Source organism: Georgenia sp. (genome assembly GCF_054605595.1).
On record NZ_JBTSDU010000040.1, the window covers coordinates 1 to 23,371 of the forward strand.

16 protein-coding genes, 2 tRNA genes and 1 pseudogene are annotated in these 23,371 nt (G+C 74.4%); 14 read left to right on the forward strand and 5 right to left on the reverse strand.

The window, feature by feature from the left end:
• The first annotated feature begins 489 nt into the window (after window positions 1–489).
• Complete coding sequence (locus ACYC1Z_RS06830) at window positions 490–1,413, forward strand: universal stress protein (protein ID WP_461408778.1); 924 nt, start codon at window positions 490–492, stop codon at window positions 1,411–1,413.
• Between the two features lie 319 nt (window positions 1,414–1,732).
• Here ACYC1Z_RS06830 and rocD read toward each other — a convergent pair whose 3' ends face one another.
• Window positions 1,733–2,983, reverse strand: a complete 1,251-nt coding sequence (gene rocD / locus ACYC1Z_RS06835) for an ornithine--oxo-acid transaminase (protein WP_461408779.1) — start codon at window positions 2,981–2,983, stop codon at window positions 1,733–1,735.
• Here rocD and ACYC1Z_RS06840 point away from each other — a divergent pair.
• The 6 genes from ACYC1Z_RS06840 (at window position 2,982) to ACYC1Z_RS06865 (ending at window position 13,485) form a co-directional block, all read left to right on the forward strand.
• The gene (locus ACYC1Z_RS06840; RefSeq protein ID WP_461408780.1) at window positions 2,982–3,455 is read left to right on the forward strand and encodes a hypothetical protein; all 474 of its coding nucleotides are present in this window, start codon (window positions 2,982–2,984) and stop codon (window positions 3,453–3,455) included. The genes rocD and ACYC1Z_RS06840 overlap by 2 nt on opposite strands.
• 729 nt (window positions 3,456–4,184) lie before the next feature.
• Window positions 4,185–5,603, forward strand: coding sequence for a dicarboxylate/amino acid:cation symporter (locus ACYC1Z_RS06845; RefSeq protein ID WP_461408790.1), 1,419 nt, complete (start codon window positions 4,185–4,187; stop codon window positions 5,601–5,603).
• A 373-nt stretch (window positions 5,604–5,976) separates the two neighbouring features.
• A complete protein-coding gene (locus ACYC1Z_RS06850) occupies window positions 5,977–7,854 on the forward strand; it encodes a glycoside hydrolase family 13 protein (protein ID WP_461408791.1) in 1,878 nt (625 codons plus the stop codon).
• A gap of 81 nt (window positions 7,855–7,935) precedes the next feature.
• Window positions 7,936–8,011 (forward strand) — tRNA-Arg (locus ACYC1Z_RS06855).
• A 540-nt stretch (window positions 8,012–8,551) separates the two neighbouring features.
• Complete coding sequence (locus ACYC1Z_RS06860; protein ID WP_461408781.1) at window positions 8,552–13,195, forward strand: DNA helicase; 4,644 nt, start codon at window positions 8,552–8,554, stop codon at window positions 13,193–13,195.
• Window positions 13,192–13,485: a hypothetical protein gene (locus ACYC1Z_RS06865; protein ID WP_461408782.1), complete on the forward strand. Its 294-nt coding sequence runs from the start codon at window positions 13,192–13,194 to the stop codon at window positions 13,483–13,485. Before ACYC1Z_RS06860 ends, ACYC1Z_RS06865 begins: the two co-directional genes overlap by 4 nt.
• 90 nt (window positions 13,486–13,575) lie before the next feature.
• Here the strand turns inward: ACYC1Z_RS06865 and mscL are convergent, their stop codons facing one another.
• Window positions 13,576–13,980 (reverse strand): large conductance mechanosensitive channel protein MscL, encoded by a 405-nt coding sequence (mscL, locus tag ACYC1Z_RS06870; protein ID WP_461408783.1) that lies wholly within the window; start codon window positions 13,978–13,980, stop codon window positions 13,576–13,578.
• 60 nt (window positions 13,981–14,040) lie between these two features.
• Entirely contained in the window at window positions 14,041–14,706 is a 666-nt protein-coding gene (locus ACYC1Z_RS06875; protein WP_461408784.1) for an SAF domain-containing protein, read from the reverse strand.
• A gap of 178 nt (window positions 14,707–14,884) precedes the next feature.
• On the opposite strand from ACYC1Z_RS06875, the gene ACYC1Z_RS06880 reads away from it, so the two are divergent.
• Complete coding sequence (locus tag ACYC1Z_RS06880) at window positions 14,885–15,064, forward strand: hypothetical protein (RefSeq protein WP_461408793.1); 180 nt, start codon at window positions 14,885–14,887, stop codon at window positions 15,062–15,064.
• Between the two features lie 14 nt (window positions 15,065–15,078).
• Here ACYC1Z_RS06880 and ACYC1Z_RS06885 read toward each other — a convergent pair.
• A pseudogene (locus tag ACYC1Z_RS06885) lies at window positions 15,079–15,219 on the reverse strand (FmdB family zinc ribbon protein); the annotation flags it as partial.
• Between the two features lie 152 nt (window positions 15,220–15,371).
• Here ACYC1Z_RS06885 and ACYC1Z_RS06890 point away from each other — a divergent pair.
• A complete protein-coding gene (locus ACYC1Z_RS06890; protein ID WP_461408792.1) occupies window positions 15,372–18,071 on the forward strand; it encodes a penicillin acylase family protein in 2,700 nt (899 codons plus the stop codon).
• Window positions 18,072–18,219: 148 nt separating this feature from the next.
• Here ACYC1Z_RS06890 and ACYC1Z_RS06895 read toward each other — a convergent pair whose 3' ends face one another.
• A complete protein-coding gene (locus ACYC1Z_RS06895; RefSeq protein ID WP_461408785.1) occupies window positions 18,220–18,882 on the reverse strand; it encodes a 5-formyltetrahydrofolate cyclo-ligase in 663 nt (220 codons plus the stop codon).
• Window positions 18,883–19,018: 136 nt separating this feature from the next.
• Between ACYC1Z_RS06895 and ACYC1Z_RS06900 the strand changes: the two genes are divergently transcribed.
• The 5 genes from ACYC1Z_RS06900 (at window position 19,019) to ACYC1Z_RS06920 (ending at window position 23,361) form a co-directional block, all read left to right on the forward strand.
• Window positions 19,019–20,020 carry a UTP--glucose-1-phosphate uridylyltransferase gene (locus ACYC1Z_RS06900; protein WP_461408786.1) on the forward strand — a complete coding sequence of 334 codons (1,002 nt, stop codon included), beginning with the start codon at window positions 19,019–19,021 and terminating at the stop codon, window positions 20,018–20,020.
• Window positions 20,017–21,240, forward strand: a complete 1,224-nt coding sequence (locus ACYC1Z_RS06905; protein WP_461408787.1) for a molybdopterin molybdotransferase MoeA — start codon at window positions 20,017–20,019, stop codon at window positions 21,238–21,240. The genes ACYC1Z_RS06900 and ACYC1Z_RS06905 overlap by 4 nt, the downstream gene beginning before the upstream one ends.
• Before the next feature lie 88 nt (window positions 21,241–21,328).
• Window positions 21,329–21,922 carry a GNAT family N-acetyltransferase gene (locus tag ACYC1Z_RS06910; protein ID WP_461408788.1) on the forward strand — a complete coding sequence of 198 codons (594 nt, stop codon included), beginning with the start codon at window positions 21,329–21,331 and terminating at the stop codon, window positions 21,920–21,922.
• A 99-nt stretch (window positions 21,923–22,021) separates the two neighbouring features.
• Window positions 22,022–23,212 (forward strand): hypothetical protein, encoded by a 1,191-nt coding sequence (locus tag ACYC1Z_RS06915; RefSeq protein ID WP_461408789.1) that lies wholly within the window; start codon window positions 22,022–22,024, stop codon window positions 23,210–23,212.
• Window positions 23,213–23,288: 76 nt separating this feature from the next.
• Window positions 23,289–23,361: transfer RNA gene (locus ACYC1Z_RS06920), tRNA-Ala, on the forward strand.
• Window positions 23,362–23,371: the final 10 nt, after the last annotated feature.

Sequence of the window (23,371 nt, forward strand, 5' to 3'; positions counted from 1 at the left end):
ACATCGGGATCTACACCGGTGGCGGCAACCACATCGCCGCCCGCAACCCCGGCACCGCCCTGTTCGAGGGCCCCATCCCACACTCCTCCCCCACCTTCATCCGCGTCGCCTGACCCCAGCGCCTCGCCCGGGGTCGTTCGCACCTCGCACCACCCACAGGGCGGCCCACCGGGCCGCCCTGTGGCGTATCCGGGCCCTGTCGCACCGGGTGCCGGTCGCGGCCAGGTCGAACGCAGCGCAGGCGACGGTGTCCGCGGCCTGTCGGCGCCGGCACCGGTGTCCGCGCCTTCTCGCCGGCGCACGGGCCGGCCCGGACTGTCGAACACCGCACACCCGGCCCCCGTCAATGGGATGATCCGGACGGGTCTCCCGGTGTCAGCCCGGTCCGTCGGACCCGCCGGGAGGACGCGCCAGACCTTTGCGGGTAGCGCCGACGTCCCGGCGGGGCACAATGAGGTCAACGAATGACCAACGAAAGGTGGTGGGGGCATGCCGCACGAGAAGGTTGTCGTCGTCGGGGTCGACGGCTCGGAGGCGAGCCTGGCTGCCGTGGACTGGGCGGTCGCCGAGGCGAGGCTGACCGGGTGGCGGCTCCACGTGGTGTGCGCGTACGCGTTGCCGTCCTTCACCGCGGCGTCGCTCGACGGCGGCTACGCCGCGATGGACGACACCGCGATCCAACAGGGGGTCCAGGCCGTCGTCGACGCCGCCGTGGCCCGCACGGACGGCACGGGCCTGGTGGTGACGTCCTCGCTCGAGACGGGCGACCCGGCCGGCGTGCTGGTCGATCTCTCCCGTGAGGCGAGCCTCGTCGTCGTCGGCACCCGCGGCGGTGGCGGGTTCACGGACCGCCTGCTCGGCACGGTCTCCTCGGCGCTGCCGGCGCACGCGCACTGCCCCACCGTGGTCGTCCCGGTCCGTGAGGGCCGCACGTACACCCCGGTCGAACGCATCGTCGTCGGTGTCGACGGCTCCGACTCGGCCAAGGTGGCGCTCGTGCGCGCGGTGGAGGAGGCGGCCCTGTGGGGCGCCGAGCTCTCCGCCGTCGCCGCGGTGCCGATCGCCACGGGCGCGGGGGCGATGGCGTGGCTGCCCGCCACCGTCGACCGTGACGAGGTCCTCGCCGACGTGCGCGAGGGTCTCGGCGTGGCCGTGCGGTCCGCGGTCGGGGACCGCGATGTCCGGGTGCGCCAGCACGCCCTCGACGGCAACGCGGCAGCGCTCATGGCCGAGTTCTCCACCGCCGTCGAGCTCGTCGTCGTCGGCTCCCGCGGTCGCGGCGGGTTCGCCGGCCTCCTGCTCGGATCGACCAGCCAGGCCGTGCTGCAGCACGCGGCGTCGCCCGTGATGGTCGTCCCCGCCCGGATCAAGGACGAGGGGCTCAGCCCCACGGACGTGCCCTGGAACGTCTAGCGGCGACTGGGACCGGACGAGAGGGCATGGCGCGCAACCGCGCGCCATGCCCTCTACCGCATGCCGACGACCACGACCGGCACGCCCGCGAGGACGTCACGATGGAGACGTCCGAACGATGTGGGGTGGCCGGATCCGGGAATTGTCGGGGCCCGAACCCGTGCTGGGCGTCGCCACCGCCGGGAAGCGCCCTGCCCTACCAGCGTGCGCTCTCGAGCCGCCACATGCGAGCGGGATGGCATATTCGACAATGGGGACATGTCCCCATTGTCGAATATGTCGGGTACTCAGTGGTCGTCGCGGCTCAGCGGTCGCCGGCTCACGGGCTGACCTCGTCACGCGCCTCCCGCAGCACGGCGGTCAGCGTGTCCAGCGCGAGGTGCAGATCGTCCGCCGCGATCGTCAGCGGCGGCGAGAGGCGGATCGTCGCCCCGTGCGTGTCCTTCGCGAGCACCCCGCGGCGGGCCAGCCGCTCGCACGTGGCCCGACCGGTCAGCCCCAGCCCCGGCTCGACGTCGAGCCCCGCCCACAGCCCGACCGTCCGGGCCGACGCGAGCAGCCCCTCTCGCACCAGCTCGTCCACCCGCTCGGACAGGGTCACGCCGAGCTCGCGAGCCCGTGCCTGCAGGTCCCCCGTGGCCAGCAGCTCCGCCACCTTCAGCCCGACGGCGCAGGCGAGGGAGTTGCCGCCGAACGTCGACCCGTGCGTGCCCGGGGTGAGCACGCTCAGCACGTCCGCGCGCCCGACGACGGCGGAGACGGGCAGGATGCCGCCGCCGAGCGCCTTGCCGAGCGTGGTCAGGTCGGCCCGCACCCCCACCAGGTCCTGCGCGAGCGTGGTGCCCGTGCGCCCGAGCCCCGACTGGATCTCGTCCAGCACGAGGAGCACGTCCGACGCCGTGCAGATCTCGCGCAGCCGCGGCAGGTAGTCCACCGGTGGGACGATCACGCCGGACTCGCCCTGGACCGGCTCGACGAGGACCGCCACCGTCGTCTCGTCGATCGCCCCGGCCACGGCGTCCGCGTCTGCGTACGGGACGATCCGGAAGCCGGGCGTGTACGGACCGAATCCGGCCCGCGTCTGCGGGTCCGAGCTCATCGAGACGATCGTGGTCGTCCGGCCGTGGAACGCGCCGTCGGCGACGACGATGGTCGCGGCGCCGTCGGGCACGCCCTTGACGTCGTAGCCCCACTTGCGTGCGGTCTTGATCGCGCTCTCCACCGCCTCGGCGCCGGTGTTCATCGGCAGCAGCATCTCGGTGCCCGTCAGATCGGTCACCGCCGACGCGAACGGTTCCAGGAGCTCGTGGTCGAACGCCCGTGACGTGAGCGTGAGCCGGTCGAGCTGCTCCTTCGCGGCCCCCACCAGGGCGGGGTGACGGTGGCCGAAGTTCAGCGCCGAGTACCCGGCGAGCATGTCGAGATAGCGCCGCCCGCCGACGTCGGTGACCCAGGCACCCTCGCCGGAGGCGAGGACGACGTCGAGCGGGTGGTAGTTCGGGGTGAGCAGCACTGGTCCCTCCGAGACGGCAGAATAGGAGACGAACCCCCACCTTCGGAGGCCTCGCATGAGCTCGTCCCGTGACCGTACCGCTCCGCTCGCCCTCGCCGTCGGGCTTGCGCTCACGCTCGCCGGCTGTGCCGCGGACGGGCCGATCGCCGACGTCCGGGAGTCGATCTCCGCGACGGTCGGCGACGCCCAGGACGTGGCCGACCAGGCCCGGCAGGCGCTGGACCAGGCGCGTCGGCGCGCCGTCGACGCCCGCCAGGCGATCGGCGACGCCCGCCAGGCGATCGAGGGCCTCGACCCCGCGACCCGGGCGACCCTCGAGGAGACCCTGGCCGCCGCGACCAGCGCGGTCGAGGAGGCTCAGGCCGCGGCGGCCGCCGGCGGCGGCGACGCCGTGGCCGAGGCCCGCTCGGCGCTCGAGCGGGCTCGCACCGCGATCGACGGCGCCAAGGTCGACGAGACGACGGCCGAGGCACTTCGCTCGCTCTCGGCTCGGATCGACGAGCTGGCGACGCAGCTGGCGGACCGGTAGCCCGCGACGGAGCCGGCGGACCGGTAGCCCGCGACTGCGGCGCCTGCACCCAGCGCCGGCCAGGCGGACGGCCCCTGGCCGGCAACGGTCCGCGCCGCGAGGCGATGACCGCCGTCGGGCCGGAGGCGGGGACCGCCCCGAGCGGACCCCGACGTTCGTGCGGGAGTCTCGGATGGCTGTGGGGTGCGTCTCACTCGGCGGGACCGCACTTCTCCTGCGCGGGACCGTGGACTACGGTCGGCCTCGACCCGCAATCGTGGGTCGGACCACCACTGGAGCCGAGAACGCGCATGCGCCACGACGTCGAGCACCGCACCGTCACCCTGCCTGTCCGGGCCGGGGCCACGGTCGTGTGTTGTCGCATGCGCTGTTGCCGCTGACCGCACCGGTCCTCGCGCGGGCGCACTGACGCCGCCTGCACCGCTCCCGCCCGGCGTACCAGCACCGTTCGGACGCCTCGGCACCCGGCCATGCCGGCCGCTGGGCACCGCCGTGTCCGGCACCATCCGGTCGAACCTTCGCACCGCCCGTCGATCCGCGACGCCGCCGTGCCCCGGTGCGTGACGGCCCGTCGCACCCCGGCGCGTGAGGGTCGGCCACGCCCCTCCCCACCCTCGCCGCATCACCTCACCCACTCCGTCACCGACGGAGAAGAAAGGCAGCACCGTGCCCACCACCCCCGAGGCAGCGCCCGAGTCGCGCCACCGCCTACGCCTGCCGTCCTTCAGCATGCAGATCCTCATCGGCCTCGCCGCCGGCGTGCTCCTGGGCTGGCTCGCCCTCGAGATCGGCCAGACGCCCGAGGGCGAGGACAACGGCCTCACCCTGGCTCTGAGCACGATCGGCTCGTCCTTCGTCAGCCTGCTCAAGGCCATCGTCCCGCCGCTGGTCTTCACCGCGATCGTCGCATCGATCGCGAACCTGCGAGGGGTGGCCAACGGGGCCCGCCTCGCCGGGCAGACGCTGATGTGGTTCGCCATCACCGCGCTCGTCGCCGTCGGCATCGGCATCGGCCTCGGCCTGGTGCTCCAGCCCGGCGTCAACTCCGGCGTCGACGCGGCAGCGGCCGTCACCCCCGGCCGCACCGGCTCCTGGCTCGACTTCCTCCAGGGCCTCATCCCGCAGAACTTCCTCGGCCTCGGTGCGTCGTCCCAGCTCCAGACCGGCGCGGACGGTGGCATCGCCGCCGTCGCCACCGGCGTGAGCTTCAACGTCCTGCAGATCATCGTGATCGCGCTCGCCGTCGGCATCGCTGCGCTACGGTCCGGCAGCAAGGCCGAGCCGTTCCTGAGCTTCAACCGCTCGCTGCTCGTCGTCATCCAGAAGGTGCTCTGGTGGATCATCCGCCTCGCACCGCTGGGCACCCTCGGCCTGGTCGGCCGCGCCATCGCCACCTACGGCTGGTCCTCGCTGACCAGCCTCGGCACGTTCGCGATCGCGATCTACATCGGCCTCGTCCTGGTGCTCTTCGTGGTCTACCCGGTGCTCCTCAAGGGGCACGGCCTGTCCGCGCTCAGCTACTTCAAGGGCGCGTGGCCCGCGATCGAGCTGGGGTTCGTGTCCCGCTCCTCGATCGGCACCATGCCCGTGACCGAGCGCGTGACCTACCGCAACCTCGGCGTGCCCCGCGGCTACGCCTCCTTCGCGGTGCCGCTGGGTGCGACCACCAAGATGGACGGTTGCGCCGCCGTCTACCCGGCCGTTGCCGCGATCTTCGTCGCCCAGTTCTTCGGCGTCGACCTGGGCATCACGGACTACCTGCTCATCGCATTCGTCTCCGTGGTCGGCTCGGCCGCGACCGCCGGCCTCACCGGTGCCACCGTCATGCTCACCCTGACCCTGTCCACGCTCGGGCTGCCGTTGGAGGGCGTCGGGCTGCTGCTGGCCATCGACCCGATCCTCGACATGGGCCGCACCGCCGTGAACGTCGCCGGTCAGGTGCTCGTTCCCGTCATCGTGGCCAAGCGTGAGGGCATCCTCGACGTGGCGAAGTACGCCTCGGCCAACGCGGAGGACCTCTTCGCTGACGAGTTCGCTGACGAGGCCGACGGGGACGCCGGCACGCCCGCCGTCGGCAGCGACACGTCCGCTGCTGACGCGTCGGGTTCCACCGGCACCACGGAGGGCGAGCTCGTCGCGAGCCGCTGACGATCGCCGACTCGGCGGGCCCGCACCCCGGTGCCGGCCCGCCGAGTACGTGCGGGCCCGTTGACGAGTACGTGCGGGCTCGCTGAGGAGTCCACCCGGATGCCTTCCCATGGCGGGGGCGGCGGGACCCACCTCATCGGCGGCCAAGGGGTCTTGGCGATTGTGTCACTCGGACCGCTCGGCCACTCGGACCGCTGTGTCACTCGGAGATGGGGGCAGCGGCTCGGACGATCGTGGCCGGGGGCCGCCGCCGCGGGCGGCTGTGTACGTTGGTCCCCAGGTGAGCGGCTCGCGCCTGTGTTCCACCGACCGGGTCGGCGCCACCGGCGTCACCGGCGGGTCGGGAGGAGAGTCCGTGGGCAGTTCAGGCTTCATGCCGGCGCCGGACCAGCGCCGTCGCCAGGGCTCCGCTCCCGGTGGCGGTTCCGACCCCGGTGAGGGCTCGGACCCCGGTGAGGGATCCAGCGGCCCGACCGGTGGCGGGCTCGAGCGCGGCACCCGCGAGTGGTGGCGCACCGCCGTCGTCTACCAGGTCTACCCGCGGTCCTTCGCCGACTCCGACGGCGACGGCGTCGGGGACCTGCGCGGCATCATCGGCAGGCTGGACTACCTGCACGGCCTCGGCGTCGACGTCATGTGGCTCTCGCCGATCTACCGGTCCCCGCAGGACGACAACGGCTACGACATCTCCGACTACGAGGACGTCGACCCCACTTTCGGCACGCTCGCCGACCTCGACGAGCTCATCACCGGCCTGCACGCCCGCGGGATGCGCCTGGTCATGGACCTCGTCGTCAACCACACCTCCGACGAGCACCCGTGGTTCACCGAGTCCCGCACCGACAAGTGCTCGCCCAAGCGCGACTGGTACTGGTGGCGGCCGCCGCGCCCGGGCCATATCGGTGGCGAGCCCGGTGCGGAGCCGACGAACTGGCACTCGTTCTTCTCCGGCTCCACCTGGGAGTGGGACGCGGCCTCGGGAGAGTACTACCTGCACCTCTTCTCCCGTAAGCAGCCGGACCTCAACTGGGAGAACCCCGAGGTGCGCCACGCCGTCTACGCGATGATGCGCCGCTGGGTGGCTCGCGGCGTGGACGGTTTCCGAATGGACGTCATCAACCTCATCTCCAAGGCGGTCGGCCCGGACGGGGACCTGCCCGACGGCGCCGCGACGGCGGGGACGACCCGGTTCGCGGACGGCTCGCCTTGCTACGCCAACGGGCCCCGGCTCGAGGAGTACCTCGCCGAGATGCACCGTGAGGTGCTCGCCGCCGGTACCCGGGAGGGGGAACCGCTCCTGACCGTCGGCGAGATGCCCGGCGTCACGCTCGGGCTCGCGCGGTCCGTCACGGACCCGGCGCACCATCAGCTCGACATGGTCTTCACGTTCGAGCACGTGGGCATCGACCACGGTCCGTCCGGCAAGTGGCAGCTCCGGCCCCTGCACCTGCCGGACCTCAAGGCCAATCTCGCCGCGTGGCAGGACGGGCTCGCCGACGCCGGGTGGAACTCCCTCTACTGGAACAACCACGACCAGCCGCGCATCGTCTCGCGCTGGGGCGACGACTCCACCGAGCACCGGGTCGCCTCCGCGAAGACGCTCGGCACCGTCCTGCACATGCTGCGCGGCACCCCGTACGTCTACCAGGGTGAAGAGCTCGGCATGACCAACGTCGGATGGGCCGACATCGCCGGCTACCGGGACATCGAGACGCTCAACTTCTACCAGGAGTCGGTCTCCGGCGGCGCGAGCGACGGCGAGGTCATGGCCGGCATCGGGCCGGTGAGCCGGGACAACGCCCGCACGCCCATGCAGTGGGACGCCTCCGAGCATGCCGGGTTCACGACCGGGACCCCCTGGCTGTCGCTCAATCCGGCGTACCGGGAGATCAACGCCGTCGCCGCCGTCGCCGATCCGGACTCGGTGTTCCACCACTACCGCCGCCTCGTCGGGCTGCGGCACACCCTCGACGTGGTGGTCGAGGGGAGGTTCGCGCTGCTCGCGCCGCAGCACGAGCAGGTCTTCGCCTACACGCGCACCACGGAGCGGCAGACGCTGCTGGTCGTGGCGAACCTGTCCAACGAGCCGGCCCGGGTGAGCCTGCCCGGCACGGGAGCGGCGCTCGCCGGACGGGTGCTGCTCGCGACGCACGCCGCGGACCCGGGACCGGACGCCGTCGCCGGCGCGGCCGCCGATGACGGCGAACTGCTGGTCCTGGCGCCGTGGGAGTCACGCGTCTATCTCGCATAGCCGCCGGGACCACGGGCCCGCGCCCCTGCAGGCGCGTTTCGAGGTGGTCGACGGCGTCATCTACCCTGGGTAGCGGTCCCCGCCCTCGTAGCTCAGGGGATAGAGCACCGCTCTCCTAAAGCGGGTGTCGGCAGTTCGAATCTGCCCGAGGGCACCATCGGCGCCGCGGGCCGGCGGTGACCCGCAGGGCGGGTCGCCGGCGCCGGGAGCGGGAGCCGTCGCCACCGTCGATCAACGGACCATATCGGGCGATCCGGACCCGTGATGCCCATCACATCCCGGGCGACGGGTGGGGCCGGTCGAGGCGGGTCTTGCTCCGGATGGCTCGCCGCCGGAGCTCGCCGGCCGGGTCCACCTCGTTGACCTGCACGGATACGAGCCGGCGACATGACGATGAACCGGAGACGGACGGCTGCGAAGTCACTCGCCACGCTGTCGGAGGCGCTTGCGTCAGCGGACCGGGACCGACATGATTACCCCGAGACGGGACGCGGCGCCTGCCCCCCCTGCGCGCCGCGCCCCGTCATCACGAGTGGTCCGCAACGCAACGGCGCGGGATCCGACGGGCGCTCCACCTGCCCCGGATGTGCCGCGACCGGCTTCGGTGCCGCGACCGGTGTGTCGTGTGACGCGTTCGCCGAGATCGACCACGGCGCGGCGGCTGCGTCCACGCCGCACCTCTGCCTACCTTGGTGGAATGACCCCTCCTGGCTTCTTCTCCCGCGGCGGGGTGGCCCGCCGTCGGAACGTCCCGGCCGACCAGGACCGCCCCGGCAGGCCCGGTCCCGCCGGCTCCTCCTCGAGCGAACCCGAGCGAGCCGCGAGCGAGTCCCGGGAGACTCGAGCGAGCGTTCCCGCGTCACGAGCAGCGGTCGTCACCGAGGCGACAGCCAAGTGGCGTGCGGCCCTGGTCGACCTGGGTGGGTCCAGCACGCTGACGGACATGAACCTGCTGGGCGAGGCGACCATCGACCTCACCGCCGCGCACCCCTCCGGCATCGCCCAGCTCTACGCCGGCCGGACCACGCGGCTGAGCAACCTGGTGCGCGAGGGCAGCGCGCAGCTCGCCGCCCGTCGTGGCGCCCGCACCGTCCGCGCCCGCGCCGACGAGCTCGCCCAGCGGTACGGCCTCGCACCGACGTACCTGGCCATCGGGGTCGCGACGTGGACGGCGCTGCCCGAGCTGGGGGAGCGCGCGCACGACGACGCGCACATGGACATCGAGGCCTCCACCGACCCGGGCACCGCGCACCCGGACCGCAGCGGCTCTGCGGCCACCCCCGGGTCCGCGCCGGGTTCGACTCCGGGTGCCACGCCGTCGCGCGACGCGGCGGCCACGTCCGGTGTTCCAGCCGCGTCGCGCGATCACCCGGCCGGCGAGGCGCTCGCCCGCGTCTCCGCGGAAACGCCGGCCTCCACCCACCCACGCGTCTCCGCGGAAACGCCCGAACCGGCCCAGCCCGACGACCCCGCGGAAACGCCAGGGCTCTCCGCGTCGGACGTCTCCGCGGAAACGCCGGTCCCCCCGACCGGACCCTCGCCCGACGACGCGCCGCCGGCGCCCGTGCGCACCGTGCGCGCCCCGGTCCTGCTGCGCTCCCTGCGCCTGACCGCGCACGCCGGCCCGGAGTCCGACTTCGACCTCGACCTCGAGGCCGCGATCGAGGTCAACCCGGTGCTGGCCCGGGCGCTGCGCGAGGCGGGCGTGCGCGTCGACCTCGCCACGCTCGCCCGCTCCTGCTTCACCGAGCACGGCTTCACGGCGAGGGAGGCCCTGGCCACCCTCGCCACGCTCGGGCGCGAGCACCTCGCCGGTTTCGAGCTCGGCGAGCAGATCGTCGTGGGCTCGTTCGTCCACCCCGGGCAGGTGCTCGTCGAGGACCTCGACGCCCTCGCCCCCCACCTGGCCGCCTCCGACGTCGTCGCCGCGCTGGCGGGCGACGCCGGTGCCCGGGCCACGCTGGACAGCCCCCTCCCCGAGCGGGTCGCGACCGACCGGGCGCCCGAGGTCGAACGAGGCGCCGGTGACCTCGACGTCGACCAACAGCACGCCGTCGACGTCGTCGCCTCCGGCCGCCACGTCTTCCTCGACGCCCCGCCCGGCTCCGACGTCCCCGGTACGCTCGCCGCCGTCGTCGCCGACGCCGCCGCCTCCGGCCGCAGCGTCCTCTACGTGCCCGGCACCCGCCGCACCGGCAAGGCCCTGCGGTCGCGCCTCGACGAGCTCGGCCTCGACGAGCTGACGCTGGACCTGTCCACCGAGGCCCGCTGGCGCACCGCCGCGGCCGAGCGGCTGCGCACCGGGCTCAGCCCCGCTCCCGTGACGGTCGACGACGCCACCCTCGCGACCGTGCGGGCCGAGCTCACCGACGTCCACCACCGCCTGCGCGACTACGTCGCCGGGCTGCACGCCGCCCACGACCCCTGGCGCGTCTCCGCCTACGACGCCCTCCAGGCACTCGCCCGGCTGACGTCCGCCCGGCCCGGGCCGCGTACCCGCGTGCGGCTGGGTGTCGACGTGCTGGACCGGCTCGACGCCGCCGGCCGCGACACCGTGCGCGAGCGGCTCTCCCGGGCCGCCGCGCTCGGGGCGTTCACCCTGCGGCCCGTCGACACCCCCTGGTACGGCGCCGACCTCACGACGGCGCCCGCCGCGTCCGAGGCGCTCGAACGCACCCAGCGCCTCGGCGAGCTGGGCCTGCCCGCGCTGATGGACCAGGCGGAGCAGGTGGCCACGCAGACGGGCCTCGTGCCGGCCACCACGCTCGCCGGCTGGCGCGAACAGCTGGACATGCTCGACGGCGTCGCCGAGGCCCTCGACGTCTTCGTCCCGCAGATCTTCGAACGCTCCGCGGCCGACATGGTGGTGGCCACCGCCACCCGTGCCTGGCGCCGGGAGCAAGGCGTGTCGATGCGGGGCCGCGTGCGCCGGCGCCTGCGCAAGCAGGCCCGCGACCTGCAGCGTCCCGGCCGCCCCGTGGCCGACGTGCACGCCGAGCTGGTCCGGGTGCAGGAGCAGCGGGAGATCTGGCGGCGCTACAACCCCGGCGGCGGCTGGCCACGCCTGCCCAACGGGCTCGCCGAGATCCGCGCCGCCGAGCGTGCGGTGCGCGCCGACGTCGAGGCCCTCCAGGCCGTCATCGGCTCCGGGGTCGGGAAGGAGGACCTCTTCGACCTCCCGCTCGGCGACCTCACCGAGCGGTTGAAGGAGCTGGGGCTCGACGCCCCCGCGCTGCGGCTGCTGCCCGAGCGCACCGCGCTCCTCGCCGAGCTCCGGGGCGCCGGCCTCGGTGCGCTGGTGGACGACCTGACCGAGCGGCGCGTGCCGGGGCCGCTCGTCGAGTCCGAGTTCGACCTGGCGTGGTGGAGCTCCGTGCTTGAGCAGATCCTGCGCACCGACCCGGCACTGGCCGGGTACGACGGGCCCGCCCTGACCGCGCTCGCCGAGCGGTTCCGCGAGCTCGACGCCGCGCACGTCGCCGGCCTCGCCGGGCCGGTGCGCCGCGCCGTCGCCGAGCACGTCGTCACGGCCGTGCGCGACCACCGCGACGCCGCGGGCCGGCTCTTCACCGCGCTCGACGGCGGCGGGCCCGGCCTGCGCGAGACCGTCGCCGCCTACCCGGAGCTCGTCCCGATCGTGCGGCCGGTCTGGCTGGTCGCGCCCATGCTCGTGCCGCAGCTGCTCCCGGAGTCACCGACGGTCGACCTGCTCGTCCTCGACGGCGTGCAGCACCTGCCCGTCGAGCAGGCGGTGGCCGTGCTTGCCCGCGCCCGCCAGGTGGTGCTCGTGGGCGACTCCCGCCGCGGCGGCGAGGGCCTGGTCCCCGCCCTCGCGCCGTTGCTGCCGTCCGTCACCCTGCCCACAGGCCGCGCCGAGCGCGACGAGGGCATCGCCGCCTTCCTGGCCGAGCACGGCTACGGCGGCGTCATCCGCTCCGTCCCCGCCCCGCCGTCGCCCTCGCGCATGCGCCTCGACCTCGTCGACGGTGTCGGCATGCCCGATCCCGGCACGGGCGCGATCGAGAGCGTGCAGGCCGAGGTGGACCGCGTCTGCGAGGTGGTCACCGCGCACGCGAGCGCCGCGCCGGAGGAGTCCCTGGCCGTGGTCGCCCTCAACGCCCGTCATGCGGACCGGGTGCGTGAGGCGGTGCGCTCCGCCGTCGCGGGCCGGCCGGAGCTCGCGGACTTCTTCCGCCCCGACCGGGTGGACCCGTTCACGGTGGTGGAGGTCGACGCCGCCGCGGGGCTGCGGCGCGACGTCGTCGTCCTGTCCGTGGGCTACGGCAAGACCCCGCACGGGCGGGTCCTGCACCGCTTTGGCGCGCTCGACGGCCCGGACGGGCTCGCGTGCGTCGTCGATGCGCTCGACGCCGTGCGCCACCAGCTGGTGATCGTGAGCTGTATCGGGCCGGGGGAGATCGACAGCGCGCGGTTGCGCCGCCCGGGGCCACAGCTCCTGGCCGCACTCATCGACCAGGCCGCGGTCGGCACCCCGAGTGGCGAGACCCCGACCGGCGCCCCGATGGAGAGCCCGGACCAGTTGCTGGTCGACCTGGCCGAGCGGGTCTGGCGCCTCGGCCTGACGGTGGTGCCCCGGTACGGGCTCGAGGGCGGGGTACGGATCCCGCTGGGGATCGGCCACCCCGACCTGCCCGAGGAGCTGGTGGTCGCCGTCCTGACCGACGACGAGGAGTACGTCGCCGAGCCGAGCCTGCGCCGCCGCGACCGGCACTGGGTGCAGCGGCTCACGGCGCGCGGTTGGCGTGTCCACATGGCCTTCTCGACCGCGGTGTTCATGGACCCGCAGGCGGAGGCCGAGGCGATCCGCGCCGAGGTGATGGAGGTGGTGCGGGAACGGCAGGTGGCGTCGGCGGCCGCGGACGCCGTGGCGACCACCGCCGTGGCGACCACTGATCCTGCGGGCACCGTGGCGGACGTCGGTGCCGGGACCGGGGGCACCGGCCTCACCACCGGTGACCGCGACGACGTCGGCGCCGCCGGTCGTGAGAGCGCCGGTGGTGCGGACGCTGACGGCGCGAGCTCCGGCGTCGGAAGCGCCGGTGGTGCGGGGGGTGATGCGGAGAGCGGCGATGAGCGCGCGGACACCGAGCCGGTTCCCGTGCGGGCGCGTGGCCCCCGGCCACCGGCCGTGACCGGGCTCCCGCTCGCCGCGTACTCCGACGACCAGCTCGACGACCTGCTCGCCTGGATCGTCTCGGACGGGGCCGACCGCAGCGACGACCAGCTCGTCGAGGCGCTGCGCACGGAGCTGGCCCTGACCCGGCGCGGCGCCCAGGTGGACGCCGTGCTCGGGCATGTCGTCCGGCGGCGAGCCCGATGAGCCCGGCCGACCCCGAGGAGGGCCCGGCCGATCCGGCGGGTGGCGCGGCGGGCCTCGGCGGCCCGGACGCGGCTCCGGGCGGGGGCGGCCGGAAGCGCCACCACCGGGTCGTCGCGCTGTCCGCCGCCGACCGTCGGCGGCTGGCGGCCGGTGAGCTCACCGACCCCGTCGAGGCGCTGCATGCCGGGGACGCGGGACCCGTGCGGCCCTCGGCGGAGCCTCAGCAGGGTGAGGGCGCGAACGACGCCCGCCTGCGGCGGGACGTCCCGCCGCACTGGGGCAAGGACTGACGCGCACGCTCCCCGGGCGGGCACACCGAGGTGCGGTGCGCCCAGGCAGCGTGCGGCGCTGTCGTGGTGCCGCCGGTCGGCGGACGGGGGTCAGCGCGCGGTGCTCCCCTGCGCCAGGAGGTCACGGATCTCGGTCAGGATGCGGACGTCGTCGGCGGGTGCCTCGGGCTCGGTCTCCTCGGCCTTGCGGCGCTGGGCGAGCTTGTTCATCGGCAGCACCACGATGGAGTACAGCGCGGCGGCGACGATGAGGAAGTTCACCAGTGCGGTCACGATGGAGAACGGCAGCACCTCGGCGGTGCCTTCGCCGCTGCCGAGCGTCCATACCCATACCCGGTCGAAGTCCGGCCGGCCGAAGAGCCCGCCGATGAGCGGGTTGAGAACCTTCTCCACGACGGCGGAGATGACCTGGGTGAACGCGGCACCGATGACGACACCGACCGCGAGGTCGATGGCGTTGCCGCGGGAGATGAATTCCTTGAAGCCCTGGAGCATCGTCGATTCCTGCAGGTCGTGGGGGCCTGCGGCCCCGGGTCCGGTGGCTCCCCCCAGGCATCACGGTCCTTCCAAGACCGCACGCAGCGGTGCCCAGGCACTGGAGCCGAGGAGAACTGTAGCGACCGCCTCCGACGCGGCGACATAGACGAAGGTCACCGCCGTGCCCGAGCCCAGGAATGACGCCTCGGCCGCGGCGTCCTCCACGGCCAGGACGACGACGCCGCGCGCCACCACCTCGGCACCGCCCGGCGAGCCGGAACCGTCCGTCGTCGTCGCCACGAAGGTGACGCGCAGCCCGGGTCGCGCGAGTCGCGCGGACGCGGGGTCCGCCACGGGCACGGGGACCACCACCGTCCCGGGCGGGGTGCCCGCGGCCAGCCCGGGCCCGGCGAGCATCGTCGGGAGCAGCGCGGCGCCGGCGGGCATGGCCACGGCCAGCGGAAGTCCGACCGCCTCGGCCGGGTCGCGCAGCGCGTCGGGGTGGGCGGCCTCGGCGGGCATGGTGCGCAACCGGACGTCGGCGGCGGTGAGCACGGACCCGACCGGGAGGTCCGATGCGAGCGTGAGGACTGGTTCGCCGCGTGGCGCAGGCGGACGCACCGCCGTGAGGGTGAGGAAGGCGGCCAGCCCGAGGCAGAGCGCGGCGATCAGATGACGGCGCCGCCAGAGCAGCCGACGGGCACGGACCTGGCGCGAGCGGGACGGTGGGGTGGGGGCGCGCATGGCCCCGACGGTAGGAAGAACGCGGGCCTGCCCGCACGCGCCCGACCGGCGCCTGTGGACGGACGGGCACGAACGTGGCCTGAGCGCTCGTCGGCGCGCCGGGGCGTCACCTGGCGGAGCGGCGGGCCGGGACGGCTGAGGGGCCCCTCAGCCGGCGGTGGAGTCCCCTCAGCCGGCGGTGGCCTTGGCGCTGGATCTGCTCGAGGAGGACGACGTGGAGGACGAGCTCGTCGAGCCGGCGGACGTCCTCGAACCGGAGGACGTGCTCGAACCGGCGGATGCGCCTGCGGCGGGGGCGGACTCCTTCGGCGCGGCGAGCGCCGTCGACGTCGCGCTGGGGCGTGAGTCGGTGCGGTAGAAGCCCGAGCCCTTGAACACCACGCCAACGGGGGAGAACAGCTTGCGCAGCGCACCACCGCACTCGGGGCAGACGGTGAGGGCATCGTCGGAGAAGGACTGCTTGGCGTCGAACTCGTCGCTGCAGACGGTGCACCGATAGGCGTAGGTAGGCACTGCGAAACCTCCAGGAGCTCAGGACGGGGGCTGGCACTCCCGCGATCCGAGTGCCAATCGTACTGCGTGACAACGCCACCGGGCCCGTGATCCTTCCCGTCGGCCTCCTGCCGGTTCCTCACCTGCCCGGTTACGCTCACGTCGTGCATGGAATGTCGGTGTCGCGCAAGGTCCTGCTCGTCGTCGCCGGGCTGCTGGCCGTCGCCCTGGTCGTCACGGCGGGCCTCGTCGTCGCGCTCGTGCGACGCCCGCTCCCGGACTACGAGGGCGAGCAGACGCTCGAGATCCTCGACGGCGAGGTCGAGATCGTGCGCGACGCGCAGGGGGTCCCGCGCATCTACGCCACCACCGACGAGGACCTCATGCGCGGCCAGGGCTACGTCCACGCCCAGGACCGGTTCTTCGAGATGGACTACCGCCGCCACGTCACGGCCGGGCGGCTCTCGAAGCTGGTGGGCGCGAACGAGGCCGCGCTCGCCGCCGACCAGGTGGTCCGCACGCTCGGCTGGCGCCGCGCCGCGGAGCAGGAGTGGGACCTCCTCGAGCCCGAGACGCGCACGCTGTACGAGGCGTACGCCGACGGCGTCAACGCCTACCTCGAGGGGCGTGAGGCCTCCCGGTTGGGTATCGAGTACACCGTGCTCGGCATGACGACCACGCTGGACAGCATCGAACCCTGGACCCCGATCGACTCCCTGGCCTGGGGCAAGGCGATGGCGTGGGACCTCGCGGGGAACTACGACGCCGAGCTCGGGCGGGCCGCCGCGCTACGCCCGCTCGCCGGCGACGTCGCCCGCGTCGAACAGCTCTATCCCGACTACCCCTACGACACCGCGGCGCCGATCGTCGCACCGCCCCAGGAGGTGCCGTCGCCCATCGACGGGCCTGCACCCGGCGCCGCGCCGCCGACCGCAGGGGCTGCGCTGCCCACCGCGGGGGCCGCGCTGCCCACCGGCGCCGCACCCGATACTGCGCCGTCGGGTGCGGAAGCCCCCGATCCCGCCGAGCGTGAGGTGCTGCGGGCGCGGGGCGCGGCCGCGGCCGCGGTCAGCGCCGTCCCGACCCTCCTCGGCACCGGGGACGGCATCGGCTCGAACTCCTTCGTCGTCGCCGGCGAGCACACGAGCACGGGCGGTCCGCTGCTCGCCAACGACCCCCACCTCTCCCTCGGCGTGCCGAGCGTGTGGCACCAGAGCGGGCTGCACTGCGTCGAAACGGGCCCCGAGTGCACCTTCGACGTCTCCGGCTTCGGGTTCGCCGGCGCGCCCGGCATCGTCATCGGCCAGAACGCGGACCTGGCCTGGGGACTGACCAACCTCGGCGCGGACGTCATGGACCTCACCCTCGAGCGGGTCTACGACGACGCCACCTACCTGCGGGGCGGCGAGCGAGTCCCCCTCGTCCAGCGCCGGGAGACCATCGCGGTCGACGGCGAGGACCCGGTCGTCATCACCGTCGCCAGCACCGTCCACGGTCCGATCATCTCCACGGTCCTGCCCGACTCGGCCGCCGCAGGCAGCACACCCGTCCCCGACGGCTCACCGTCGGCGGGCTTCTCGGGCTACGCCGTCGCGCTGCAGTGGACCGCGCTCACCCCCGGGCGCGTGGCCGACGCCGTGTTCGCCCTCGACCGCGCCGCCACGGCGCAGGACGTCGCTGCTGCGGCCGCGCTCTTCGAGGCCCCGGCCCAGAACATCGTCTTCGCCACCACGGACGGTGATATCGGCTACCAGGCCACGGGGCGCATCCCGGTGCGCGCCGCAGTGCCGGGCGCCCCGGTGCCCGCCGACGGCTCCTGGCCACGGCCCGGCTGGGACGAGCGCTACGACTGGCAGGGCTTCGTCGACCCGGCGCAGATGCCCGCGGTGCTCAACCCCGCCGACGGCTTCGTCGTGGCGGCCAACCAGGCGGCGAACCCCGCCGGGGAGGGCCCCTTCATCACCTCCGACTGGGATGCCGGCTACCGCGCCGCCCGCCTCCGGGCACTGGTGCAGCAGCAGATCGGCACCGGCGAGAAGTTCGATGTCGCTGCCATGAACGACCTCATGCTCGACGACGCTAGCCCGTTCGGCCGCGCCGTCGTGCCCGCGCTGCTCCAGGTCGACGTCGACGACGACTTCGTGGCCCAGGCCGTCGACCTCCTGCGCACCTGGTCCGCCGAGGGGTTCCCCACCGCCGTCGACTCGCCCGGGGCGGCGTACTTCAACGCCGTGTGGGCCACCATGCTCGACCTCACCTTCGCGGACGACCTGCCCGCCGGAGAGGCGCCCGACGGCGGTGGCCGCTGGCTGCAGGTCGTCACCACGCTCCTGGAGGACCCGCAGAACCCGTGGTGGGACGACCGCACCACGATCAACGTCGTGGAGGGTCGTGACGAGATCATTCGCCAGTCGCTCGTCTCCGCCCGCCAGCAGCTCACGAACGTCCTGGGCAAGGACCCGCAGGACTGGGAGTGGGGCCGCCTCCACCAGGTCCGCCTCGAGCACCCCGTCCTCGGCGGCCCGACCGTTCCGGCGCCCGTGCGCCGCCTCGTCAACCCCGACCCGGTCGAGGCACCCGGTGGCGGTTCGGTGGTCGACGCGCTGGCCTACGACGCCGCGGCCGAGGACGCCCGGGGGCGGCCCGACTACACCGTGACCGCGGGGCCGAGCATGCGCATGGTTGTCGACCTCGCCGACCGGGACGCCTCCACCTGGGTGGTCGGCACCGGCGTCTCCGGGCACCCGGCTTCCGGGTACTACTCGGACCAGCTCGCGGCCTGGGCTGTGGGGGAGACCTACCCGTGGCCCGCCGACCGGGCCGCCGTGACGGCGGCCGCGCAGGTCACGCTCGTGCTGCGCCCACCCGAGTAGCTCGTGGTGGGCCCGCCCGAGCAGTTCGCGGCGGGCCCGCCCGCGGCGCGTCGGCCCGAGACGCGTCGGTCCGCGGCGCGCCCGCCCCGAGACGCGCCCGCCCCGAGATGCGCCGGTCGGCGTGCTGCTGCCCGTGCCGGGCGGGTGTCTACGGTGTCTGCTCGGCGAGCGCCTCGGCCTGGAACGCCGAGCCCTCCAGCAGGAACCAGTGCTCCGGCGTGATGACGGCGGAGACGGGGACGTCGTGGGCGTCGACCGGCAGGAGCCGGTCGGACACCAGCTCCTCGTCGAAGACCATCCCGAACGTGGGGGTCCCCGGCCGGGTGAGTGCCAGGACACGGTCGTACCAGCCGCCGCCCTGACCGAGCCGGATGCCGGTGACATCGATCGCCAACGCGGGCGCCACGACGACGTCGGCCTCGGCCACCACCTCCGCGGGCAGCACGTCGCCGGAGGGTTCGGGTGGCCGCCCCGGCGCCCGCACCTCGAGGTCCTCCCTCGTGGTGTACTCGGCCCACGTACGCGCCAGGCCAGGCCCCAGCACCGGCAGCAGCACCCGCACCCCACGCGCGTGCATCGCCTCCAGCAGTTCCAGCGTGCCCGGCTCGCCCGCCCGCGAGACGTACGCCGCCACGCACCGGGCGTTCCCGATGGCCTCGAGCCCGTGGCGCGCGAACGCGGCGGCGGCCTCCCGGAGCTCACGCCCGGAACGGTTCGCTCGAGCCTCGCGTACCACCCCCCGCAGGATCTGCTTGGCGTCCTCGACCTCGACGCCGTCGGTCCGGGGGAGGGAGAGACGCGCTTGGTGCATGGACCCAGTCTCGCAGGCGGAGGGCGTCGGCGTCCCCCAGGTTGTGGAATCACTCCTGCGGCCACCCCGTCCTGCCCGTGCCGGCCGCTCCCCGTACGACGTGAGCCGCACGGCCCACCCGGATAGTCTCGGTGCCATGACAGCCTCGACGCCTGCCCAGCCGGTGGCCCCCGTCCGCAAGGCCGTGGTGCCGGTCGCCGGACTCGGCACCCGCTTCATCCCCGCCACCAAGGCCGTCCCGAAGGAGATGCTGCCGGTGGTGGACAAGCCGGCCATCCAGTACGTGGTCGAGGAGATCGCCGCCGCCGGCATCCCCGACGTCCTCATGGTCACCGGTCGCGGCAAGGAGGCCATCGAGAACCATTTCGACGCCGCCCCCGAGCTCGAGGCCAAGCTCGAGGCCAAGGGCGACGCCGCCGGCCTCGCCGCCGTCCGCGCCGCCAACGGTCTCGCCCACCTGCACTTCGTCCGCCAGGGCGAGCCGAAGGGCCTCGGCCACGCGGTGCTGCAGGGCAAGGACCACGTCGGCGACGAGCCGTTCGCCGTCCTCCTCGGCGACGACCTCATCGACGCGCGCGACACGCTCCTGAAGGACATGATCGCGGTGCGCGAGCGCCTCGGTGGGTCCGTGATCGCCCTCCTCGAGGTCGACCCCGCGCAGATCAACCTCTACGGCAGCGCCGCCGTCGAGCCCACCGGTGTCGGAGCCGTGGGCGCGCTCGCGGCCGAGGACGTCGTCCGCGTCACCGAGCTCGTGGAGAAGCCCGCCGTCGAGGAGGCTCCTTCCAACCTCGCCGTGATCGGCCGCTACGTGCTCGACCCGGCCGTGTTCGCGGTGCTCGAGGAGACCGGCCCGGGCCGCGGCGGCGAGATCCAGCTGACCGACGCCCTGCAGACCCTGGCCCGGATGGACCCGGCCGAGGGTGGCGGCGTCTACGGCGTCGTCTTCCGCGGCCGCCGGTACGACACCGGCGACAAGCTCGACTACCTCAAGGCCGTGGTCCGCCTGGCCGCCGACCGTGCGGACCTCGGCCCCGAGTTCACCACCTGGCTCGACGGCTACGTCGCGGGCCGGCACGTCGAGCTGCGGTCCGACGCCGCCGCGGACGCCACCCCGAGCCGTCCCGGCGACCGGTGAGAACCGTCCAGGAGCACCTGGCCTCCTGCCTCGCGGCGGTCGGACCGCTGCCACCGCTGGAGGTCGTGCTGCCCGACGCCGTCGGATGCGTCCTCGCGGAGGACGTGACCGCGCCCGGTGACCTGCCCGTGGCGGACCTCGCCGCCACGGACGGCTACGCCGTGCGCTCCATCGACGTCGCACAGGCGCGCCCGCAGGAGCCGGTGAAGCTCCGCGTGACCGACGAGCTGCGGGCCGGTCAGGTCGACCGGCTCCGACTGGTGCCCGGGGCCGCCGTCCGGATCGCGTCGGGCGCCCCCGTCCCGGCGGACGCCGACGCCGTCGTCCCGGTCGAGCAGACCGACTTCGGCTCCGCCGAGGTCGAGGTGCGCACGGCTGTCGCCGTCGGGGAGAACGTGCGCAGGCGGGCCGAGGACCTGCGCGAGGGTGAGATCGTCCTCGCCGCGGGTGAGCGAGTGGGCGCCCGGCAGGTCGCGCTCCTCGCGGCCGCCGGCCGGGGGCGCGTGATGGTCCACCCGGCCCCCCGCGTCGTCATCGTCTCCGTCGGGGACGAGCTCGTCGAGCCGGGCCGGCCCATCCGCCCCGGCGAGGTCTTCGACGCCAACGGGCACGCGCTGGCCACGGCCGTGCAGGACGCCGGCGGCAAGACGTTCCGCGTGGCCGCCGTGCCGGACGAGCGCCGCCGGCTGCGGGAGACGCTCGAGGACCAGCTCGTGCGGGCGGACCTCATCGTCACCACCGGCGGCCTGAGCTACAGCGCCAACGACACCGTCAAGGAGGTGCTCGGGCCGATCGGGACGGTGCGGTTCGACAACGTCGCGATCTGGCCCGGGCGCCAGTTCGGCGTCGGGCACATCGGCCCGGAGGGGGAGGGCACCCCGATCTTCGCCCTGCCGGGGGACCCCGTGGCGGTGCAGGTGGCGTTCGAGACGTTCGTACGCCCCGCGCTGCGGGCCATGGCCGGGTACGCCGAGCTCTACCGCCCGTCCGTGCCGGCGGCCGTCACGTCCGGGTGGTACTCCCCGGCCGGGCGCCGCGAGTTCGTCCGGGTGCAGGTGATCGGCTCGCCCGAGCACGGCTACCAGGCCGAGCTCACCGGCCCGCCCGCGTCGCTGCTGCTGTCGGCGCTGGCCCGTTCCAACGCCTTCGCCGTCGTGCCGGAGGATGTCACCGACGTCCGTGCCGGCGACCGGCTGCACTGCCTCCTCCTCGACCCGTGAGCGCCGCGACGCGACGGGTGAGCGCTGCCCCCCGATCGGTGAGTCGCGGTCCTGGCCCGGGGCCGGCGCCGTGAGGAACGAGTGGGCCGTGCGCTGGCCCGTGACGCTGTCCGACGGGGCGGTGGTGCTGCGGCCGCTGCGCCGTCGCGACCGGCGCGAGTGGGAGGAGGTGCGCGGGGACAACGCCGCCTGGCTCCAGCGATGGGAGGCGACCTCGCCGTCCGGGGCGCCGCCGTCGACGTTCCTCGCCTACGTACGCGCACTGAACGCCGCAGCCCGCGAGGGGACGTCGCTGCCGTGGGTCATCGAGCTCGGCGGCGAGCTGGTCGGCCAGGTCACTGTCTCCTCGATCACCCGGGGCTCCTTCGCCTCGGCCACGATCGGGTACTGGGTGAGCGCCCACGTCGCCGGGCGCGGCATCATGCCCACGGCCGTCGCGATGGCGGCGGACTTCTGCTGGTTCGAGTACGGGCTGCACCGGATCGAGATCAACATCCGCCCCGAGAACGCCCCCTCGCTGCGGGTGGTGGAGAAGCTGGGATTCCGGGACGAGGGCGTGCGGCGGCGCTACCTGCACATCGAGGGCGACTGGCGCGACCACCGCTCCTTCGCGCTGACCGCCGAGGAGGTCCCCGGGGGGCTGGTCCGCCGGTGGCGAGGGGCCGGCGGCGGGGTGCGCTGAGCGGCGTACGCCGCTCCCGACGCCGGCCGACGGCCGTGGCGGCTCGACACGCCGCCCCGGCTCACCGGGTCTACGCGGCCGCGCACCTACTTTTAGGGTGTGGGGGTTCAGGGATACGTCGTCATCGCGCTCTCCCTGATCCTCCTGGGCTACCTGCTCCCGCACCTGGTGCGCAGCCGGCAGATCCAGCTCGACTCGAGGGTGGGGGACCGCTTCTCGGCGGACCTGCGGATCCTGGCCACGGCCGGGGACGCGGGCGCCGGAATGTCGTCCGCCACCGACGGCGCCACCCGCGGTGGGTGCGCCACCCGTCCCGCCTACCTGCACGATCCGCACCGACGACCGGAGGCTCCTGCCGTGAACAGGCCGCAGACCCGGGGCCAGGCCGCCCCCCAGGAGGCTCGCGCCCTGGCCGCCGCCCGGGCAGCCCGGGCCGCACGTGTGGCCCGGCGTGCCGCCGCGACGCGGCGCCGGCTCATCCTGACCGCCGTGCTCCTCGTGCTCACCGCCGCAGGCTGGGTGGGCGCGGCGCTCGCGCTGACGCCTTGGACGCTCGCGTCGATCCCGACGCTCCTGCTCGGCACCGTCCTGGTGCTGGGCCGCCGGACCGCAGTCAAGGCCCGCGCGAACGACAAGCGCGACCGCGCCCAGATCGCCCGCCTCGAGGCCCGGGTGAGGACCGTCGCGGGGAGGAGCGTCCGCGCCACCGGGACGGTCCGGCCGGCCGTGTCGGCCCGCCCGGCCGTGTCGGCCCGCCCGGCCGTGTCGGCCCACCCGGCCGCTGCTGCTGCCGCCACGGCGCACACCGCCACCGTGCCCGCAGCCAGCGCGCCTGCCGCATCGGCGACCGTCAGCTCCTCGCCGGCAACCGCCTCCGGCGAGGACGACGTCGGAGCGCCCGCCGCAGCCACAACCGTCGCCGTGGCGCGGGCAGCCGTCTCCGGCGGGGACGACGTCGAGGCCCCCGCCGCACCGCCGGTCGAGGTCGATGGGGCGGCCACGGCCACGCCCCCCGGCATCACTGACTCTCCGGTCGACGACCGCGCGGGCGAGCTGAGCGCGGGGTGGACCCCTGTGCCGGTCCCGGCGCCGTCGTACACGCTGAAGCCCTCGGCGCCCCGGCGGGACGTGCCCGCCTACGCGGACGCGGAGGTGGCGCCCAGCGCCGTCGTCCCGCAGCGCCCGACGGCGCCCTCGCCGGCGGCTGCGGCCGTCTCCCTGGGTGAACCGATGGCTCCCGCGCTCGACCTCGACCGTGTCCTCGCGCGGCGTCGTGCCGCGGGGGAGTGACGAAGGCAACGCCTCCGGCGACGACGACGATTTCGCAGCGGCCACTAGCCCGGTGCTACTCTCTTCATGCTCACCTGGGGCTATGGCGCAGTTGGTAGCGCGTCTCGTTCGCAATGAGAAGGTCGGGGGTTCGAATCCCCCTAGCTCCACTCCTGGGAG

Excerpts from the sequence above, each read along its gene's own strand:
- ACYC1Z_RS06890 (WP_461408792.1), top strand. The coding sequence starts at position 15,372 with ATGTCGGTGTCGCGCAAGGTCCTGCTCGTCGTCGCCGGGCTGCTGGCC.
- ACYC1Z_RS06860 (WP_461408781.1), top strand. The coding sequence starts at position 8,552 with ATGACCCCTCCTGGCTTCTTCTCCCGCGGCGGGGTGGCCCGCCGTCGG.
- ACYC1Z_RS06900 (WP_461408786.1), top strand. The coding sequence starts at position 19,019 with ATGACAGCCTCGACGCCTGCCCAGCCGGTGGCCCCCGTCCGCAAGGCC.
- ACYC1Z_RS06895 (WP_461408785.1), bottom strand. The coding sequence starts at position 18,882 with ATGCACCAAGCGCGTCTCTCCCTCCCCCGGACCGACGGCGTCGAGGTC.
- ACYC1Z_RS06830 (WP_461408778.1), top strand. The coding sequence starts at position 490 with ATGCCGCACGAGAAGGTTGTCGTCGTCGGGGTCGACGGCTCGGAGGCG.
- rocD (WP_461408779.1), bottom strand. The coding sequence starts at position 2,983 with ATGCGAGGCCTCCGAAGGTGGGGGTTCGTCTCCTATTCTGCCGTCTCG.
- ACYC1Z_RS06850 (WP_461408791.1), top strand. The coding sequence starts at position 5,977 with ATGCCGGCGCCGGACCAGCGCCGTCGCCAGGGCTCCGCTCCCGGTGGC.
- mscL (WP_461408783.1), bottom strand. The coding sequence starts at position 13,980 with ATGCTCCAGGGCTTCAAGGAATTCATCTCCCGCGGCAACGCCATCGAC.
- ACYC1Z_RS06875 (WP_461408784.1), bottom strand. The coding sequence starts at position 14,706 with ATGCGCGCCCCCACCCCACCGTCCCGCTCGCGCCAGGTCCGTGCCCGT.
- ACYC1Z_RS06865 (WP_461408782.1), top strand. The coding sequence starts at position 13,192 with ATGAGCCCGGCCGACCCCGAGGAGGGCCCGGCCGATCCGGCGGGTGGC.
- ACYC1Z_RS06845 (WP_461408790.1), top strand. The coding sequence starts at position 4,185 with ATGCAGATCCTCATCGGCCTCGCCGCCGGCGTGCTCCTGGGCTGGCTC.
- ACYC1Z_RS06840 (WP_461408780.1), top strand. The coding sequence starts at position 2,982 with ATGAGCTCGTCCCGTGACCGTACCGCTCCGCTCGCCCTCGCCGTCGGG.